The organism is Acidovorax sp. FG60, assembly GCF_057808995.1.
The window spans coordinates 252,063-271,156 of the sequence record NZ_JBMDJC010000003.1 but is presented as its reverse complement, the minus strand read 5'-3'; the positions used below and the strand labels follow the sequence as shown (position 1 = coordinate 271,156).

Genomic DNA, 19,094 nt, shown 5'->3' with positions numbered 1-19,094 from the left:
CTGGAGAGTTCCAGGGCAGGCGGGCCCGCAGGCCCCAATGGCCCGCTACATCCCAGAGGCCACCCGGAGGCTGGTACCCATGCCAGGTCCAGGCGCCTCACAAAAAAATCAGGACAGAAGGCCTTTCTCGAATTCTGAGGGTGACAGTGCGCCGCTCTGGTCCTTGTCCAGTTCCTTGAAGCGCTGGCTGATGGCCGGCAGCTGGGTCGCTTCCTTCTCGGTCAGCTGGCCGTCCTTGTCGAGGTCTGCGCGGTTGAATGCCGTGGTGGCCGCCCTCGATGGGTTGCCGGTGCCGGGGCCATACGAATATTTGGAGTCCGCCTGGGGTGCCGTTTTACTGGCTGGGGCGGGCTGGGGGGATGCCGAAGTGGTCTGTGCTTGCAATGCGCCCGCGCCGCCCAGGGAGATGGCGGCGAAAAGCATCACGCTGCGCGTGTCGAACGAATAGGTGCGTCGTTGCAGTGCTTTCATGGAAGCTAAGCTCCTTCGAAGTTGAACAGGGTTGCATTGCACCGCAGCACGGTGGTGAAGGCCAGCACTCTTGCCTGCTGTTGCCCAGGTCAACATTTCCCAGCGTGGTGTAACCCGGCAGTACCGGCACATGTAGTTTTTGCGGGTGGATGTAGCCAGAAGTAGCTCGCAGGTTGCCTGCAGCCCTGGCATCGGTGAGAAAGGCTAAGGCGGCATGCCCACGGTGGCGCTTGTGTGCAGGATGACCGGCAGGCCCGTGTACGTCCTACAAGCGACGGACGTGCGCGCCAAAACAATGAATCCAAGCAATTCGCTTGTTCTGGTGTTTTATCGAAGGAGCCTTTCATGCAAAAGCAAACCATCCTCGCCGCTTTGGCCACACTGGCGTGCACCGCCGCCTTGGCACAAGCCCCCGCCAATGTCACCGCGCGTCCGCCTGCAGAAGTCAACCCCACCGCATCGGGCGGCGCTGCGGCTGCCAATGCCCAGAACAAGGTGGACATGCGCAGCAGCCAGAGCAGCGCTGCACCCGCCAACCCCACCGCGGGTGACGGCCGTGCCGCCCCTGTGGCCGAGATCAACCCCAGTGCAGCAGGCGGGAAGGCCGCAGCCACCGCACAGACGCGTGTCAATGCACGCTTGATGGACAGCAATGGCGACGGGATGGTGTCGCGCAAGGAGTGGGACACCTACCATGCGAACGCCTGGAACACCCTGCAGCCCACGAACACGGGCGTATCCACCGCTGACATTGACAAGCTCAACCGCACCCCCATGACCCACTGATCGGGCCGTGCGTAGCCAACGGGTTCGAACCAACGCCCCTGCATGTGATGGCAGGGGCGTTGGTCTGTCTGGGCAGCGCGGAGCACGGTGAAGCCATATCGCAATGTGGCTTCTTGTGCGGAGAGCAGGGTGATAGGTCCCCTCCCACCGCAGTGGACCTGGGTGGCGGAGAATCTGCGAATTCTTCCACCGCATGCGGCGCCCCTGCCACCTGCGCTCCACCTTACCGAGGCACCCCATGGGCAACCGACTCACACAGATCGCCACGCGCACCGGCGACGCCGGTACCACCGGACTGGGCAACAACCAACGCGTTTCCAAAAACAGCCTGCGCATCCATGCTCTGGGCGACGTGGACGAACTCAACTCCCACATCGGCCTGCTGCTGTGCGAACGCGTTCCCGCCGATGTGCGCGAGCTGCTTGTCGAGGTACAGCACCAGCTGTTCAACCTGGGGGGCGAGTTGTCGATTCCCGGCTACGAACTGCTCAAGGCCGAGGCGGTGCTGGCGCTCGACGAGGCGCTGGCCCACCACAACGCGGCGCTGCCCCGGCTGCAGGAGTTCATCCTTCCCGCAGGCACCCGCGCCGCCGCGCAAGCTCACGTCTGCCGCACCGTGGCGCGCCGCGCAGAGCGTGTGGTGGTGGCGCTGGGCAACGAAGAGGCCATCAACGACGCACCTCGGCAGTACCTCAACCGCCTGTCCGACCTGATGTTCGTGGTCGCCCGCGTGCTCAACCGCATGGACGGTGGCGATGACGTGTACTGGAAAAGCGAGCGCCTGGCGCAGCAGAATGCTACTGAATAGATAGCTGTTAGCGCTTGATGGTCGTGCGGTAGCGGCCAATTTCCCTTATATTTCCACTGCCTTTTGCAACTGGCGCGCCCCAGGCCAGGACCGCCGCGCAAGGGCCGCCCCGCCGCGCTGGCGGTGTCCCCCTTCCCGAATCGCGCAAGCGATTCGAGAGAAGGGGGAAGGCGCACAGCGCCTCAGGGGGATGATCTCTACCGGGGCGCGAGGATCGCCATCGTCAGCCGCGACACGCAGGTCAGCTCACCCGCTTCGTTGTGCATATCGATGTGCCACACATGCGTGGTGCGGCCAATGTGCACGGGCCGTGCCGTACCGGTCACCCAGCCGCTGGTGGCAGAGCGCAGGTGGTTGGCGTTGATGTCCAGGCCCACGGCGCGGTAGCCCTCGGGCAGGGTGTAGTAGGCGCCGGTGGAGCCCAGCGACTCGGCCAGCACCACGCTGACCCCGCCGTGCAGCAGGCGAAAGGGTTGCACGGTGCGGTGGTCCACGGGCACCCGTGCACGCAGAAAATCGTCACCCACCTCGACAAATTCAATGCCCAGGTGCTCTACGGCGGTGTTGCGGTTGGCGGCCTCCAGCAGGGCCAGGTCGATGGGTTTTTTCCAGATGGGCATGGTGTTCAACGGGCGTCAGAGCCGGGTCAGTACGAGCCGCGATTGTGCCTATGGCCCGCGGTGAGCAGGTGGAGCTTCCTGCGTACGCTCTCAGCTTTGCTGTATGCCCTCTGTCAGTGCGCTCACTACGCAAGCGGCGTTACCAGGGGCGGCCGATGACAAAACGCACGGGTTGGCGCACGGTCTCCATGTCTTCGTACAGCTCGGCCTGCAGTTCGCCGCGGGTGAAGGCTGTGTCGATATTCCACGTTTGCTGGTGTTCGTTGTTCATACGCGCCCACGCGCCGCGCTCGGCTTGCACCACTTGGCCGGAGGAGAGCTTGAAGGACAGTGTCTTGATGCGCAGCAGCGTGTCATTGCCCTGGAACTGGACGCTCTTTCCCTCCACCTTGAACTGCTTGATGTCTACCCCGCCCAGCTTGATGGGGCCTGGGCGGTCCGGGTCGAAAACCTGGGCCGCTTTTGTGGTCCGCTTGGCCACGCTGAGGGGGACCGTCCCTTCGAAGATCAGTCCGGTCACCGCCTTGTCGGGCAGCCGGTTGAGGGTCAGTGCGAAGCTGCGTGAGCGAGCGTCGGTTGAAAATTTCGGAAAGCTGGCGATGTCCGCCTGACCCAGGCTCTGGGTGGTTTTGTCGGGGAACACCGCCGTCACTCGCACGTCGCCTTTGTCAAAGAACGAGTTCGTCCACTGGGTGAAAAGACCGGAGCGCGTGGTGGCAATAGCGTTGACCTCCACCTTTTCCATGTCGCCGGTGGCAGCAAACGGAACCAGATTTTTGTCTCTGCCAGGAGGGGCCTCGATAAAAGTCACGCCCAGGATTTTTACGTCAATGGGGGCCTGCGCATACACCTGAAAGCTGCACGCCACCAGGGCGGCCCCAATCATCCGAGGCAAGGTCAACAATGCGAGATTTTTCATGCAATCGATCACTGAAGATGGTCGTGGCCTCGGCGGTGACACACCACAGAGGCTTGTGTGGAGCCGAAGTTTCTCCCTCTCTTCGGCCGGGGCATTGTGCAGTATGCGCAGCGGATAGATGCTGTGCATGCAGAAGCAATTGCCAGACAACAACCCTCTATAGTCGGTCCAAGGAAAGGGCGTTACAGACGCCTAACACAGCTGACACGGCATGGTTCGGACGATCAATCCTCAGCCCACAAACTTGCCGTTGGCGCCCATCACCCCCAGGTCCAGAAAGCGCGAGCCCACATACGGCGCGCCGCCGGCGTAGTCGATGGACAGGCCACCCAGGTCGCTGCTGCGGATACCGGCCAGTGCGCTGCGCAACTTGGCGCGGGTGAGCTCACGTCCGGCGCGTTCCAGGCCTTCGGTGAGCACGCGGGCATTCACATAGCCTTCAAAGCTGCGGGCCGAAAACTCCTGGTAGCCCAGCGCGCGCATGGCCTTCTGGTAGTCGCGCACCACGGCCACACTCGTGCGGGCCGCGTCGGGCAGCACCATCGACAGCGCAATGCCCGAGGCCTTGCCGCCCAGCTGGCGCAGGTTGTCGCCCGACAGCGCCACGCTGGTGGCGGCCAGCGGCGTGCTGGACGACACCTTCTTGAACTCGTTGACCAGTGTGGCGGTAACGTCACCTGCGGTTCCGAGAATGAAGCGCGCCGCGATAAATGCGGTGCTTGAAGCGCGATAAATGCACTTCCATTCCGCTTTCGCAGCACGAAACAAAATTGCAGTTTAGAACAGCCCGACCGGTTAAGTCTTCCGCTACACCTCCCCCGAAGAGTTGGCGAGGGTCGGGGCTGGGCCTTCAATGGCGCCGTCGCGCACAAACACCCGTGCCCCCAACGTTGTTTCCCCACGCACCTGCAGGCGCCCTCCACCTGGCAGCGTGACGGTGGCCACGCCCGAGCTGATGGACGTCACAGTTCCCACTAGCAAGAGCCTGGGCGGCAGCAGCCCCAGGAAGTCGAGATACGCATTACTCATGGGTTTCCACCCGAATGACCTGGCGCAGGGTCGGCCGATTCCAGTTCAGGCCAACCCCTCGGACGATGCCCATCACCTCCTCATCGCCCTGGTAGCGGATGAACTTGCCCGGCATGATCACGCCCGTCTCCGGCCGCACCTGCATGCTCAGGGAGATCAGCGCTTGGCTCCCGGTGTCGCTCAGCACGGCCCGCGCGCGCTGGCGCTGGGCTTCCGCATGGGTGATGAGCGCATGGGTGACCTGTGGAGCCTCCTTGTCGCCCGCCGTCCCTGCCCGCTTCCAGGGGCCGAACACGCCCGCTGCGATGCCGCCCACGTGCACCTGGTTGTAGACGGGCTTGTCGACGTAGTCCGTGGAGACCACCTCGGCGGCCGTGCGCGGGATCACAAAATCCGGTGTGACGCTGCCCCAGTCCCAGGGCGCGGACGGGTAGCGCGGCAGGATGCGCAGCACCGCGTCGCTGTTGTGCGGCTGCACATACCCACCAGCAGCGGTGGCGATGTCATTGATCGCGTTGATGTAGGTGCCCTGGAAGGTCCAGGCGCCACCTGGCACGAACCAATCCGTCAGGCCCCAATCCACATCCCAGCCCATGGGCACACCGTTGATCGTGAGCACCTCGGCCGCGAGCTGCTGGGCGGTCCGATTGGCCTCGTTCCCAAAGTTCATGACGGGCGCATAGGGCTCATCCAGGATCGCCGCCTTGCCCCGGCCTGAGACAGTGAAGCGCAGCTCGGGCAGAAACCGCTCGTCCTTGGCCCGGTTCTCCAGCAGCAGCCTGAACGCCACGCCATTGACCACAACCGCCAGCTCGGCCGGGCGCCCGGAGCTGTCGCGGCCGAGGTGGTTGCGTGCGCTCTCATGCAAAGAGGCCTCCCAGTTCCACGTCCAGGAGCCTTCGTCCAGCGACATCGTGAACCCCAAGGCGTGCAAGACCGCGCCGGTATCTACCCGGTGCAGCGTGACAGTGTTGAAAGCCATGTAAACCCTCCTGCGTTGGACGACCACCGGGCCTGGCTCAGGCGGTGGCTGGTGCCGTTCACAAACAAAAACCAGCGGCATCCCAATGCCCGCCTCTTCCGTAAAGACCAGCCGCACGGGTAGCGAAGGCACATAACAAGGATCTGGCGCCGGTGGGTCCACTGGGCGCACCCAGCGGCCGGTCGGCGGACGCATTGCCTGCTGATACCGGACCCGCAGGTACATGCGGACAGGGTCGCCATCGGACTCCGCCTCGGTGAACCCGGCGCGGACCGGCACGCCCTGCTGATACCGGGACTGGAGCCAGGCCCTCGGGGCGCGTGAGGCCTGTTGATACCGAATGGCAACGGGCCAAGTGCGAACACGCTCGGCCTCCTGGTACTGGGCCCGAACCCTGGTGCTCAAGCGCTCAGCCTGCTGCCACGCCATTCGCAGCGGCCAGGTGTCCGAAGCGATGGCCTCCTGGTAGTTCACGGCCAACCACGCACGCACTGAGCGGTCCGCGCTGGACCAAGCGACCGCCAGGCTGCGCACCACCGCCTCGGCCTCTTGCCAGCGCGCCCTGCAGCTCACGCGCAGCGGCACAGCGCTTTGCCAAGCTACGATCAATTCCGATGCCACCGGGTCACCCTCCGACCAGCCGCTGCTCAGCGAGGCCACGATGGGGCGCGGTGTGTTGCTCTCATAGTGGGCATTGACGGTGCCGCCCAGGCGGGTGATATGCGCCTGCAGGGTGACCGTGACATCGGGCGGCGGCGGGACGTCGTCGTCCACTTCCCCGAACACCAGGCGCAGCGGGAATCCGTCCGCCAGCGATGGCGCTGAGAAGATGAGGCGAATCGGCTCCATCGTCAGCTCAGGGCCGTGGTGCCCAGTTTGAGACGGCCACCAGCCAAAAGGCGAGTTCCAGTCAACCCGGGAACCTTGAAAGGCCCCGTGCCCGCTTCGTCGGTGACCGCTCCGCTACCCAGCAGCTTGTTCTCATAGCTGTACCAGACAGCCGATACCGCAAAGCCGGTGGCCAAGATCAAATCACCCAGCGGGTCCGCTTGGGCCAGCACGAGCTGGTCGTCCACGATCTCACCACAGGGCGACGCCAGCACCAGCACGGCCAGCGTGACGTTGCTCGCGCTCAAGTAATGCAGGCGCGACGCGGCACCTCGCGCCAGCAAGCCTTCCAACATTGCCACGGCCCCATCCGGCGCCATCACCAGCTCGCTCATTCAACAAACTCTCATTCAACAAACTCCGGGTGGCCCTGCGGCTTGATGCGGTCGGCGATCACTGCCCGCATGCCAGTTTCTGGGTAGATGGCCGTCGCCGTGTACGTGAAGTTCTCGTCGACAAACTCAAACACGCCCACCCCAGTTGGGCTCCAAACCTGGCGGATCACCTTGCCGTCAATGTCGCGCTCGAGCCGGACCGTTGCGGCTTGCGGCAGGTAGGTCTTTGGGTCGGTGCGCGGCAGCACTTCCCTCACCACCTCAAACGGTATGCGGCCTATGCCGGGGCAGATCAGCAAATCCTTGGTCTTCAACGGCTTGTGAGCGTTGCCTGGCAAGGGGCGAAGAATGCCGGTCTTGGTGGCCGAGACGAATCGCCCAAGGCCATAGCACTGGTGCTCGATGTACTCAGGGCTTGGGCCGGTACCCGTGGTCACATCCCCGCCATGGAGTTGCAGCGCAGTGGGCCAGCGCGCAATGGTGGTCCTTGCCCCCACGACGATGCCATCCACGTTTTGTGGCGTTGGGAAGGTCCAGGTCAGGACTACCGACTCACCGCCCGACGCCCAGTAGCAGCCGGTGCCGGTGTTGTCGTCTTTCAGATTCGCCAGCGCCCCGCTGGGCGCGGCACTGGCAGTCAGTGTGGCGGCGGCATCGACGCGGGTCGTGCCGTTGTAGAGATGGAACTCCGAGATCTCCAAGGTAGCTGGAGTGGCGGCAGTCAACGCCAGAGCGCGCCAATACTTGTGGGCGGCCATGGCTTATCTCCAGGGGCCGGTGATATCAATAAGCACCGCCTTCAGACCTGAGTTTGCGTTCACCGTCGACAAGCAGAACGTCGAGACAAACGACCGCCCATCCGGCATGTCCAGAATTGCATGCACATCGATAAGCTTTTCAGCGCTGGGGCATGGCCCAAATTGCACACCAGGGAACGATGCTCGGGGAAACGATGCGGTGGTGTCGTGGTACAGCACACGGCCCGTGGGTATCGCGCCAGTGATGGGGTTCGGGAGGTCTGTGAGGAAGCCCATGTTGAGGTCGCAATGGGTAGCACCACGCACGGCGGTTCCGGCGCCCGACACGCCGCGTGGAACTGCGACAAGATAGTCAGAAGACCAGTAGTCCCAGACGTAGGTGCCTCCGGCAGCCGCCCAGTTGCTGTCTACACCGCCAGCAATCACAGTTGCAAACGGGTCACCGCCCGGGCTCTCGGGAACCAAGTCACCGAAGACCAATGCCTGATGAGCCCGCGCGTTCCCGCTGTAGTAGTTGAAAGACGACTGCACACAGAGGTAGAACGTGCGGCCGTCCGATGCAAACAGGTACGGCGCATTGCCGGTGCCTGCCGGGTCTTCGTCCTTGCCCCAGTAATAGCCGCCGTTGAGCTGCGCGGCCGAAGGAAACAGTCCCGTGCCTGTGGAGATCGCCGTCATGTTTTCGTAGCCCACCGCCCGCGCATAGTTCGCGGTGGTGTCATTGATGCGAAGGTACTGGCCGTGCGCGGCCGGGTGGGCCGACTTGTAGGCGGCGAGGTTCGTGCCCGAGAAAGGCTTGTTGAACCCGGCCGGTGCCATCTTGACCGTGATGGTGCCCGTGGCGGTGCCGTCCGCTGCCGCCGTGGCCCACTTGATGACGTTGGGCGCCACGGCTGTCACTTTCTGCTCACCGTTTAAAGCCGTGAGAGCGCCTGTTACGCCATCCACCAGCACTACCGCGTGTTTTGCGGCTGCGTGGTCGGTCGGAAACGTCGCTGTGGCCACGCCACCCGCTACGACAACGCTGGAGGCGGTTTGCAGGCCCCAGCCATTGACCAGCAGGGCGTCCAGCAGGGCAATCAACGCACCGGCCGTGCGGGGCAGCGTGGGCGCGCCGGGCATGCTGCTGCGCGCCCATTTGACAGATGTATCTACAGGTGATGCCATGGTGCTATGCCTCGATCAGGGGCGCTGCGTGTCGCCGCGCGCGTGGACAGAAAACTCATAGTCAATGCCCGAGTCCGGGCCTTGTTGAATGACCCGCACGAAGGGCACTGATGCCAAAGCGCCTTCGGTGTTGGGCCGCAGCACGTTGCCTGCCACCCAGCCTGCCCCCCAGCCCGCTGCGGGGATCGTCAGGTATGGCACACCCGTGTTCGGGTTGATGGGCGAGCAATCGACGGCGGTGCTCCCCGTGCCGATCTCGCCGAACTCCTCGCTGATGATCCGAAACGAGGTGCTGGATGTGAACCAAAAAGCCAGCCGCTGGGTCGATGCCCCGGCATTGGTGACCACAATAGGGAAGTCCCGGTCGTTGTAAGTGCCTGTGGCGGGCGGTCCCTCGGGTTCATCCTTCCAGGTCACCCCGTCCCAGGTGAACTGGTCAAACAGCAGCGAGACGCGGGCGTACATGTCGCCGATCAACAGCGCGCTGCTGATGTAGGTGCCCTCCACGGGGTAATCATGGGTAAGCTGCTGCTGAAACCGGATATGCCCGCTCACCTGGGCGTCGGCGACCACACCGGCGTCCTCAATGCGATGCTCCACGGTGACAGGCTGGCTGTAGCCCGTCACATCGTTGAACTCCACCAGGCCAGTCTCAAGGTCTGCGGTGAAACCGGTATGGATCGCCACACCGTCATGCCCCAGCACGCGAGCGCGAGACAGGCGGACCCGGCCGCAGTCAATCACGGTGCCGTTGGAGACGACGGCCGGGGGCACCTTTTTGGTGTTGCCGATCACTGCCACGCGACCCGGAGCATGCACGGGCACCCGGCCGTCGCTTGGCAGGCGCACCGAGTTGATCCCCACGATGCCCGCGTCAAGAGGAATATAGGTGTACGCCACCGCGTTGTAGCGCAGCGTGCTTGCCTGCACCACATCCAGGTTCACCACACCCACACCCGGAATCTGCATGTGCGAAAGATCCACAGTGCCCAGTGCATTCGGCACGGGACTGCAGAACACCAGCTCGCAGACGCCGTATTCAAAATTGATGGTGCCCTTGACCCGCGCCCCGTCGATTTTTCCATTGACTCCGGCAGTGACATTGATAGGCGTTCCATCCTCCATGGTTCCCACGATGGAGAAGCTGCCAGGCCGTATCGGCGCCGTGGTCGTCCGAAACAGCACCCGCATGTTCGCGGACAGGTCGCCATTGCCCGAGGACGGCGGCGCCTGGATAGCGCGCCAGTCGGTCACCACGTTGGCGGCGGCTGTGGCCCAAGTGTTGAGCTGCACCACACCCAGCGCAGCACTCACGGCACCCACTGGCACACCGGCGCCAGTCGCGGGGTTGATGTCGGTGAGCAGCACGCCCGTATTGGCCCCGATATAGCGCTGCCCATTGAGTGCGAACGAAACGCCCTGCAGGTTGAATCCCTCGGCCAGGTTCGACACGCGGGTCATGAAGCGGTCGATGGTGACGCTCATGGGCTCGGCAGCCGGCGTCCCCACCGTGAACGTGAAAACTCCTAGCGGCTGCGGAGAATAGACACTCGCACCCACCCAGCTGACCGCATACCCTCCGCCCACGGCATACGGCCCGGAGTTCTCGTGGTTCTGCATCAGCTGTGCCCGTGCCCCGACCGAAGCCGCGAGCTGATTGGCATCGACGCCCGCCATGTTGACCGTCACTGCACCGGTGCTGTTGTTGATCGTGCCGCAAGCCTGGCCATCCTGCAGCACCAGGCCGCCCGCGCCGTTGTCGCGCACGCTCGCGCGGTAGTGGCGGGTCGGTTCAGACATGAGAAACATATCGCCCGGCAGGCCGGAAAGCGAAGCCGTCACCGATATCCATAACGAGAAGTGCACACTGCCAGGCACGGTGTTGGGAGTGATCGCGCAGGAGATGGACGCGCTGCTGCCGGTCCACGCCACATCGGCCAGGGTGCTCGCCGCTGCCGAACTCTGATTGATGGACACCACGGCCCCCACCGGGGGCAGTACGTTAGGAGCCAACAGGATCAGGCCGCGCTGATAGTCCACGGCGCCAGATGCATCGCCCGTCAGAAACCCATTGCCATCATCAGATGCCGTATAGGTGGGGCCGCTTGGGGTGTGTTTCCACGTCAGCGTCGTGAGGCCAGGAGACAGCACCCGGCTACCCGGTGCCTCCGACACCTGGCCGCTGGTGTTGATCGGCACATAGAGCTTTCCAGCCATGCGCAGCGCCGTATTGGGCACAGGGGGTGCAGCCGTTTCCTCGGCCCACTGCAGGATGATGGCGCTGCCGACATCGGGCAGAAAGCCCAGGGATGCCAGCAGCGTGCCCGTGGTCCGGTTGAGGTTACCCACGCCATAGGAAGAGTCCAGGCCGCGCAGCGCGCCCGATCCGTCCTCGCGCAGCATGTACCACCGGCCCGAGTGCATGTAATGCAGCACCAGGCTGCGCCGAGCGGGAGGTATCAGCGTCACCACGTAGTTCAGCGAGCGGTTCGCCATCGTGACGGGGGTGCCAATGGAGCGCTGCGCCGCTTGGGGCATCGCCGCTGGCGTCGCAGTGATGGTGTGCACCCCGCCACCCGAGCCGAACACGTCGACCGAAAGGCTGGCGATCCCGTTGTCGTAGTCGATGGCCCCCACCTCGGCGCCGGACTGCAGCAAGCGCCCGCCCTTGTCGGTGATCACTACACCATCGCGTTCAATCGTGACGCTGCCGGGCAGTTGGCTGCCACCGATGTAAAGCGACTGGGTGGGGGTCCAGATCGTCGTGATCGTCTGCACCACCGGCCCACCGGCTGCGACCAAGGCATAGGCCATCCCATTGGTCGAGGCATCGGCAATCGGGGTCTCCACCTGTGCGCTGGGCACTATGGGCTGGTGGATGGTGGTCGCGCGCACGGTGTATTCACCAATGCTTGCGGGCTCCGCCAGGGGCACGGTGCCATAGAAGCGGGCCGCGTCCGCCACCACCGCTTCGTTCAGCCCAGTGCGTGCACGCAGATCATCCACCGAAGGGTCGATGCGCTGTGCATCAAAGCCGGGAAAGTCGGCTTCCAGGCGCTCACTGATGCCAAGGGCAACGATGTTGCGGACGAAGTCGCCCTGGCCGTCGGTGAAGACGCGCACCAGGTTCGACACCGAGGTGATCGCCACGAACTGTTCCACCTCGCCTGGCTGGCCGAATAGCTTTCGCAGGACAAGACGGTCGCCGATGTTTGGCAGCGGAACGCCTTCTCTCTGGCAGATCGAGATATTGGTTTGCCCCTGCAGCATGTCGCCGAAGAGGTAGGCGGGGTAGCTGGAGCCGCCCGCCAGGTAGCTCTCGATGCGCTTCTTGATGTCGTCGCGCTTCGCAAAAAGGTCATCGACTTCCACCATCACGATGGACACGCGCGGATCGTTCGGCGGCTCCGCAATGATCACGTTCGTGCCAAGAAAGACGGCGGTGTCAGGCGTCGTGACGCCGAGCACCGTCTGGCGGATGTTCACCCGCCCGAGAGTGCGGTCCAGTTCGCTGATGCCGGGAAAGACGGCGTGCTTGGCCGCGTCAGGAATGACAACACCAGAGGGACCACCGGCCCCTTCGGGTGCGTCGCTCATGTTTCTGGATGCGAAGAATTTAACGTCGCCGGATGCGATGGACATGGTCAGACTTTCAGGAAACGGAAGGTGGGGAGGTAGAGCAGCTCGCCGGTGATCTCGCCGTCGATCAGCTTCCAAATGGGGCGGGCCGTGAAGCCGCCCTGGGCGTGGTCAAAGATGACCTGGTGCGCGACACCTCGAAGCACCAAGACCAGCTCAATGTTTTTAAGAGCCGCCCACGCTTTGAGGCGGTCGCACTGCGCGCGCTCGGTCCAGGCCTGGCTGGACTCGCCATCAAGGGTGATGGGCTGGCCTGCCAGCTTCTCGGCCTGGTCAACCATCAGCGCGCCCTCGGTGCTGTAGCCCGTGGCTTGATCGATGGGGCTCCAGTCGTATTCATCGGTCCACTGAAGGCGATCACTGAGCGTCTCGGTGACGCCGTTGTAGGTAAGGGTGATAGTGCTCATGGGGTCTACCGGTTTGCCGTGCGCTTGGCTGCGGCCAGCCGCTTGAGCAGGTCCGTGCCCCTTTGCTGGCTCGCCGAGTCGGGGAACTCGAACTGGGCGCTGCCAAGGCCGGGAATCGTGACGTTGCTGATGAAGGTCGGGCCATCTGGGCTGACGCCGACACCGTTGCCGCCGCCCCCGGAGCCCGATCCGCTGCTGGATCCCAGGCCCTGATAGCCTGGCGCGATCCCCGCGTTGTCGCTATTGCCACCTGGAGAACGAATGCCTGAAGAGCGGGGTCCTCTGTCAGAGTCACTATCACTTGGGGAGCCAGACGGGCTGTCTGAGCTGGATTCGCCCTTTTCTTTGGCCTTGCGCTCGCGCTCGCGTTCCTTCTCCCTGGCCACACGCTTGGCCTCAATTTCGCGCTCAACACGTTCCAGCTCAGCTGCGATGTTTCTTTGCTCCAGAAGACTTTGAGCGGATCGAGGCCCCCCGTAGTTCTTCTGGTAGGCCTGCAACTGCAAGCGCAACTCCCATGCCTTGCGTGTTTCTGGGTCGTTTAGTGCCTCTTCCCCGTACCGCTGGACGATCTGTTGATTGATGTCCGTTTCGTTGATGGCTGCATACCGGATGTCGCGGGATTTCTGCTGACCTTCGGCAATATGGCGTTCGCGCTCAGCCATGCGCCGGAAGTTCGCGGCTGCCAAGTGCTGCCCGGCTCTCTCTGCCTCTTGGGCCTTTCTTTCGTACTCGTCGCTCTGTGGGTTGCCAGGTGCCCCTTCACCCAAACCACCGCCACCGCTACCCCCGCCACCGCCACCGCTGGGAGTGTTTCGCAGCCGCTGCATGGAGCGGCCTGCATCGTCTGCCGCGCCTGATTGCCTTCCCAGCGCCTTGGTGACGTCGTCAATGCCCTTCACCGCGCTCCCAGCATCCCTACCCAGTTGGATGTGCACATCGGCCAGGTCTTTCATTTTCTTGGCCGTCACTTCCGCGATCTCGGCCTCTTTGACCTTGACCTCAGCGGACTTTTGCGCAGCATCCATCTCAAGGCGCTTGGCGCCCACCAACTGGCCATTGGCTTCGAGCTCTGCTCGCTTCGCCGCCACGGTTGCCAGTGCCGACTGGGCCTCCGCGCGCTTGGCCTGGGCTGTGAGCTGCAGTAGCTGGATCTCCAGTTTGCGAATCTCATTTGCGGCACGCATCGCCCCCACTTCATCGCCCTTGGCCCTTGCCACCTCAAAGATGGCCCGTTGCTGCGCGATGGCAAGCTGTACCCCGGCTTGCTCCAGGCTAAGGGCGGCTTGCTGTGCGCTGGCCTTGGACTGGATAGCCTTCACTTGGTCCGAGACGGCATCACGGTAGAGCAGCGCGGCGCGGCCCGCTTCGTTTTCTGCGTCTTTGAGCGCTGCGGTGGTTGCCAGGCCTGCCTCTTTCGCTGCTCTCACGCGCTCCAGGGCAGCCTGGGCCTTTTCATAGGCTTCCCGCAGCTCATCAACCCGGCCGCTGTTGTCCTGCACGGCCTCGGCCTCGGCGCGTGCCTGCACTGCCACCATGCGGCTGGCGCCCGCCTGGGCCACGGCCTTGTCGGTTTCCTGCTGGCGCAGTGCGATCGCCTTTTCCAGCTCGGCCATTTGCTTGGACTTGGCTTCGTCCGCCAGCCCGCGCTGCGCGACTTCTTCCTGCAGCGCTTTCAGCTCTGCCTGCATGGTGGCCAGCTCTTGCAGCTTTAGGGCGGCGAGCCGCTCCAGCTCGGCCGCACTGGCAGCAGCCGCTGCCGCCTGGGCCTGGCGCTGCTCGGTCTCGGTGCCAAAGGCGGCGGCCAGCGCCACGGCGGCTTTGCCTTCGGCATCCCGCGCGATCACGCTCTTTTCCTGGGCGGCCATTTGTTCCACGATGGACTCGCGGACGATGCGGTAGCCGTTTTGCAGCTTCACGAAGTCGCTGGCACCGGCCAGGGCAGCGGCGCTGACCGCACCGGTCTTGGTGGCCAGCTCTTGCTGGGCCAGGGCGGTGATTACCGCTTGGTCTCCGCTGTTCTTCAGCGAGTTGCGCAGGGTTTCGTTGTGCTGCGCCGCCTTCAGAACCTTGTCTTTTGCTTCCTTCTCAATGTCCGCGAAGGCCTGTTTCAGGCCCGAGAAGTCCCAATTTGCGAGGGCAGCGAGGACAACACCAATGCTCTTGCCTGCCGCTACCAAGCCCGCATCCAGGCCCACGATGGCGCCTTGCGCAATCTCAGCTGCCACCTTGAGGGCAGACAAGCCGCCCGCATCCCCAATATTCGCCGCCATATCGGTGACGGCGTTCTTGACATTGGTGAGCTCCTGGCTCAGCGTCTGGGCGCCATCGGCAGCACCGTAAAGTTCATTCAGGCCCTTGGCAAGCGCTGGGAAGATGTCGCTTGCGGCGATCTTCCCTTCTTCGACCAGCTTCATGAGTTCGGCGGTCGTGATGCCCATTCCCTTGGCCGCAGCGTTCAAGGCGCCCGGCAGCGCCTCACCGAGCTGGCCCCGAAGCTCTTCACTCTGGACTACGCCCTTGGAGGCCATCTGCGACAAGGCCTGCAACGCGTTCGCGGTTTCGGCGCTGCTCTTGCCAGCCTTGCCCATGGCCGTGGCCACGGCTTCGAACACCTGGCGGGTTGGCTCGCCTTCTACGGCGGTGCCCTTTGTAGCCGCCGAGAGGCTCAGGAACGCACGCCCCACCTCGTTGACGTCAGCGCCGATGCGCGAGGCCACGGTGCGGACGTATTCCAGCTCCTTGCCCGCCTTGGTGGCGTCGCCAGTGACAGCGGTCAATCCGCTGCGCAACTGCTCCATCTGGGCGGCTGCAGTGACCAGTTCGCGGAACGAAAACGCGACGCCCAATGCGCCCGCCATCTGACCCAATAGGCCGGTCAGGTTGGTGACGCGCGCGCTGAGCTGGTCTGTAGCGCCCGCGCTGTTGCGTTTGGCGGTACCCAGTGCCCCGGCGCGTTGCGCGGCCTGGTCTGCTGCTGCCGCCTCTACCCGCAGGGCTTGGGCGTGGTTTTCTGCAGCCTGTAGCTCCTTGGCCTGGGCGGCGGTCAGCGGGCCGATGGTGGCCAGCTCCTCACGGCGGGCGGCCGTGGCTTGCTGAATGGCGGTTGCCTCGGCCCGTTTGAGGCGGGCGATCAGGTTGAGCTGGTCGGCCTCGATTTGGGCCAGTGCATTCTGGGCGCGCGTTGCCGCTGCTTCATCGCCCTTGGCCTGGGCAACTTGCAGGCGTGCCTGCTGCTCTGCCTGGCTGGCCGCCAGGTGCTGGCGCTGCAGCTCGATCTCGGACTGTTCAACCTGCAGCCCGGCTTTGATGGCGCGAGTCTTGTCGTCTACCGCCTTCGACAAATTCGCCACCTGATCCCCGGCACCGCTGGCCGAGGCGCCCAGTTTCTCCACGTTGGCGCCCGCTGTCGTAGAGGCCGCTCCCAGATCCTTGGTAGCGTCCTCGGCAGTGCCCAGCGTCTTGCCGAGTTTTTCCAGCCCTTCGTCCTTGACGCGGACTGTGTAGTCGAGCTGGTTTTCGTTGGCCATGCTGTGTTGGGGTTGGACGTAGAAAGGGCCGCGCACCGCCCAAGCGGCTGGCGGCCCTGTACTTGGGGTAAGGCTTAAACGTGGATCGTGCGCATGTACCGGCTGATGCCGATGCCCACCTTGGAGGGGTCCTGCAGCAGCTCGCCCTCAATGTCGAGCGCACCAAAGCCCTTCTGAACGATGGAGAGCTGCTTGGTCACACCCTGGCTCACGCGCCACATGTCCATCACCACGGGACGGCCGCTATCGGCTTCGTTCAGGCCCGCAAAGCGAATCCGCAGCTCTGGGGCCTTAGCGGTCAAGGCTTCGATCACCACCTGGTCGGCGTAGCTGTAGCTGTAGGTGATGGCGTCAGCATCAGCCAGGCCTACGGCATCGGCCCGCACCCAAATGCCCTCCGGCAGCAAGTCGAAGTTGCCCACAGCCGCGATAACGTCCGTACCCTTCTTGACCACCAGATTGGTGATGTTGATGTGTGGCAGAGGGATCAGCGCGCCACGGCGCACAACGCCTGGCACATCTGTCACTGTGCCCGCATCCTCTGGACTCACCGTGCCCAGCAGCGCGCGGGCGTAGTTCACGATATTCAGATCAGCCAGCTTGGCCTTGAACTTCACGCCCGTCACGCGGCGGATTTCGGCGTGGGTGCCGCCGCCGAGAACCGTCATGTCTGGCTGCTTTTCTACTTCCTCGGTCTGCTCCGTGCTGGCTTCCAGCACGTTGCCAATGGGTTCGAGCAAGCCGGACGCCGAGAACGGCGCCATGTAGAACTTGCCCACGAGGCCGCTGGGGGCGTAGGTGCGCTTGGTGATTTCGACTGCTGCCATGGTGGCTCCTATTGCGGTTGACTCTTGTGGAAAACGGTCTCGGCCAAGAAGGCCGAGGGGATGTACTGAAACCCTGCGGAGTACTTGGCCCCTGGCGGGGTTACCAATGCGAGGGGCTTCGTTGCGCCCTGCACCTGCGCGCCTACCAGCGCACCGGTAACTCGGGCGAGCAGCAGGCCAGCGTCCTGGCGGGCGGCGGCACCGCTGCGGGCCTTCGCCACGTTGCGCACGGCCGCTACAGCCAGCCAGGTGTGCTCCAGGCGCACCGTGAGACCCAAGTCCTGGGCAACCCGATAGCCGCCGTAGACGATGTGCACCGCTGGCGTGTGCTGGGCGCTTTCTGCCACACCAGCCAGGTCTGCCGCAGTCAGCACATGCACGGCCGGGCTCATGCCCTGGACGGCGCTGCGCACCAGCTCCACCAGGCGCGGCTCCAGCGCCATGAAGTTGTTGCCCTGTTCAACGGTTTGGCCGCTGGTGCTCATGCGAAGCCCCGCAGCGTGTCGTCGGTGATCTGGCGGGGGCTGAAGCCGTAGTGCACCTCGGCATCGCCGGGCGCATCGCCCGCCACCAAGGTGCCGGGGGTTCCGCCCCAAGGGCAAGACAGAACCGCCTTGCCCTCGGAGATTTGCAGCAGCTCGCGCTCGGCGGCCTTGTAGCGCAGGTAAACCTCGTGCTCCGGCGCCAGGTCGCTGTACAGGTAGTAGCGCGCCACATCACACACCACGCGGGTGATTTGGGGTGGCGCCACCAGCTCCACGGCGCCAGGGTTGCTGGGCACAGGGGCGGGCTTACTGCAACCGGTCAGCGGCAGGCGGTACACGCGGGCCACAAAGCTGTCGGCAAATGCCTGGGCATCCTCCAGAGCACGCTCGGCCTTGGTTGCGTTCACGGCCTGCAGTTCCGGGTCGGTGAGCTGGATGAGTTCCTGCTCGCCGAAGCGGTTGACCATGTCCTGCACAGTGGCGTAGATCATTGAAGGCTGCGCCCGTGGCTATCAGGCGTGAACGTGCTTGTAGAGCTGCACTTCGATCAGCTGCCCGGCCTGGGTGGCTGCGCCCAAGGCGCGCCCACAGTGGTCGGCCGCAGTGCCTGTAACAGCCTTGCCATCGGTGCCCACCTTCACGTATGCGCCGAAGGCAATGGCCGCCTCTGCCTCGACGAGCGCGCTGTAGCCCGTGGTCAGGCTGACGGCCTCGCCGATCTCGGCGGCGTTTTCGGTAACGCCCTGGCAGTCCTTGGCGCCACCCGCGATGGTGGGATAGCCGCCGTCATAGGCAGCGAAGCGATGGGCAGCCAGCACGGCCGTGGCCACGATGGTCACTGAGTGCTGCTTGTCGAACTGGCGGCCAGTGTTGTTTTGCGATGCCATTGTGTTTGGCTCCTGAAGTTATGGGGGTGCGGTGCCCTGCGCTTACTTGCGCGCGGCGGTCTTTGCGGCGGCTTTCGGAGGCGCTGCGGGCGGCTTGGCCACCGGGGCGGGTGCCGGGGCGGGTGAGGCTGTGGCGGGCCCGGCCACTGGGGCAGCAGGCGCCGATGCTGGTGATGCCGTGGTGGTATCAGCCACCGTGGCAGACGGTGCGGCGCTGACCGATACCTGCCCCACGTCGCTGCCGTCGCCCACATTGGTGGATGCGCGCTCTTGCAATGCGCGCTCTCGCGCGGCCTGGAACTCCGCCTGTGTCTCTGCGGTGGCGCGGGCGTCTGCCTTGGCAAGTGCGGCCGTGTCGGAGGGGTTCTCTGCAGCCCCCGATTGCAGCAGCTCGCGTTCGTCGTGTTTGCTCAGTTCGGGGAGCTCTTCGCCCGGCTGGATGACAGTGCGAACACCGCCCAGGACGACGGCCGTGGCCACCAGTGCGATCAATTTGCTCATGTCTTTTTCCTTGAATTGAAGGGTTCTGGGGAACCCGCAGGCACATGCGTCCTGC

Annotated in this window: 19 protein-coding genes; 2 read left to right on the top strand and 17 right to left on the bottom strand. The window is 64.3% G+C overall.

The genetic code is table 11. From position 1 onward, the window contains the following. Positions 1–108: 108 nt before the first annotated feature. Positions 109–471: a PLC family EF-hand domain-containing protein gene (locus ACODS0_RS06380; protein WP_055396178.1), complete on the bottom strand. Its 363-nt coding sequence runs from the start codon at positions 469–471 to the stop codon at positions 109–111. A gap of 345 nt (positions 472–816) precedes the next feature. Between ACODS0_RS06380 and ACODS0_RS06375 the strand changes: the two genes are divergently transcribed. Continuing rightward, a complete protein-coding gene (locus tag ACODS0_RS06375) occupies positions 817–1,257 on the top strand; it encodes a hypothetical protein (RefSeq protein WP_121421820.1) in 441 nt (146 codons plus the stop codon). Between the two features lie 238 nt (positions 1,258–1,495). Beyond that, the gene (locus ACODS0_RS06370) at positions 1,496–2,065 is read left to right on the top strand and encodes a cob(I)yrinic acid a,c-diamide adenosyltransferase (RefSeq protein ID WP_488833666.1); all 570 of its coding nucleotides are present in this window, start codon (positions 1,496–1,498) and stop codon (positions 2,063–2,065) included. Between the two features lie 197 nt (positions 2,066–2,262). Here the strand turns inward: ACODS0_RS06370 and ACODS0_RS06365 are convergent, their stop codons facing one another. The 16 genes from ACODS0_RS06365 to ACODS0_RS06290 all read right to left on the bottom strand — a co-directional run bounded on the left by ACODS0_RS06365 (position 2,263) and on the right by ACODS0_RS06290 (position 19,039). Next, on the bottom strand, positions 2,263–2,685 hold the full coding sequence (locus ACODS0_RS06365; RefSeq protein ID WP_055396185.1) for a hotdog fold thioesterase: 423 nt from the start codon (positions 2,683–2,685) through the stop codon (positions 2,263–2,265). A 139-nt stretch (positions 2,686–2,824) separates the two neighbouring features. Further along, positions 2,825–3,604: a hypothetical protein gene (locus ACODS0_RS06360; protein ID WP_488833663.1), complete on the bottom strand. Its 780-nt coding sequence runs from the start codon at positions 3,602–3,604 to the stop codon at positions 2,825–2,827. Between the two features lie 231 nt (positions 3,605–3,835). Continuing rightward, positions 3,836–4,372 (bottom strand): ABC transporter substrate-binding protein, encoded by a 537-nt coding sequence (locus ACODS0_RS06355; protein WP_488833661.1) that lies wholly within the window; start codon positions 4,370–4,372, stop codon positions 3,836–3,838. A gap of 39 nt (positions 4,373–4,411) precedes the next feature. Then, the gene (locus ACODS0_RS06350) at positions 4,412–4,633 is read right to left on the bottom strand and encodes a hypothetical protein (RefSeq protein ID WP_488833659.1); all 222 of its coding nucleotides are present in this window, start codon (positions 4,631–4,633) and stop codon (positions 4,412–4,414) included. Next, positions 4,626–6,464 carry a hypothetical protein gene (locus tag ACODS0_RS06345; RefSeq protein ID WP_488833657.1) on the bottom strand — a complete coding sequence of 613 codons (1,839 nt, stop codon included), beginning with the start codon at positions 6,462–6,464 and terminating at the stop codon, positions 4,626–4,628. The genes ACODS0_RS06350 and ACODS0_RS06345 overlap by 8 nt, the downstream gene beginning before the upstream one ends. A 2-nt stretch (positions 6,465–6,466) precedes the next feature. Beyond that, the gene (locus tag ACODS0_RS06340) at positions 6,467–6,838 is read right to left on the bottom strand and encodes a hypothetical protein (RefSeq protein WP_488833656.1); all 372 of its coding nucleotides are present in this window, start codon (positions 6,836–6,838) and stop codon (positions 6,467–6,469) included. Positions 6,839–6,849: 11 nt separating this feature from the next. After that, on the bottom strand, positions 6,850–7,596 hold the full coding sequence (locus ACODS0_RS06335) for a hypothetical protein (protein WP_488833653.1): 747 nt from the start codon (positions 7,594–7,596) through the stop codon (positions 6,850–6,852). Between the two features lie 3 nt (positions 7,597–7,599). Next, on the bottom strand, positions 7,600–8,763 hold the full coding sequence (locus tag ACODS0_RS06330) for a hypothetical protein (RefSeq protein ID WP_488833651.1): 1,164 nt from the start codon (positions 8,761–8,763) through the stop codon (positions 7,600–7,602). Between the two features lie 15 nt (positions 8,764–8,778). After that, positions 8,779–12,405, bottom strand: a complete 3,627-nt coding sequence (locus tag ACODS0_RS06325; protein WP_488833649.1) for a hypothetical protein — start codon at positions 12,403–12,405, stop codon at positions 8,779–8,781. Between the two features lie 2 nt (positions 12,406–12,407). Beyond that, positions 12,408–12,809, bottom strand: coding sequence for a hypothetical protein (locus tag ACODS0_RS06320; protein WP_488833648.1), 402 nt, complete (start codon positions 12,807–12,809; stop codon positions 12,408–12,410). Between the two features lie 5 nt (positions 12,810–12,814). Next, complete coding sequence (locus ACODS0_RS06315) at positions 12,815–16,339, bottom strand: tape measure protein (RefSeq protein WP_488833646.1); 3,525 nt, start codon at positions 16,337–16,339, stop codon at positions 12,815–12,817. 74 nt (positions 16,340–16,413) lie between these two features. Continuing rightward, complete coding sequence (locus ACODS0_RS06310) at positions 16,414–17,166, bottom strand: phage tail tube protein (RefSeq protein ID WP_488833644.1); 753 nt, start codon at positions 17,164–17,166, stop codon at positions 16,414–16,416. A gap of 8 nt (positions 17,167–17,174) precedes the next feature. After that, positions 17,175–17,651, bottom strand: a complete 477-nt coding sequence (locus tag ACODS0_RS06305) for a phage tail terminator protein (protein ID WP_488833642.1) — start codon at positions 17,649–17,651, stop codon at positions 17,175–17,177. Next, a complete protein-coding gene (locus ACODS0_RS06300) occupies positions 17,648–18,142 on the bottom strand; it encodes a gp436 family protein (RefSeq protein ID WP_488833641.1) in 495 nt (164 codons plus the stop codon). Before ACODS0_RS06300 ends, ACODS0_RS06305 begins: the two co-directional genes overlap by 4 nt. A gap of 21 nt (positions 18,143–18,163) precedes the next feature. Then, positions 18,164–18,538, bottom strand: a complete 375-nt coding sequence (locus tag ACODS0_RS06295; RefSeq protein ID WP_488833639.1) for a capsid cement protein — start codon at positions 18,536–18,538, stop codon at positions 18,164–18,166. A 42-nt stretch (positions 18,539–18,580) separates the two neighbouring features. Beyond that, positions 18,581–19,039 carry a hypothetical protein gene (locus ACODS0_RS06290; protein WP_488833637.1) on the bottom strand — a complete coding sequence of 153 codons (459 nt, stop codon included), beginning with the start codon at positions 19,037–19,039 and terminating at the stop codon, positions 18,581–18,583. Positions 19,040–19,094 lie beyond the last annotated feature (55 nt).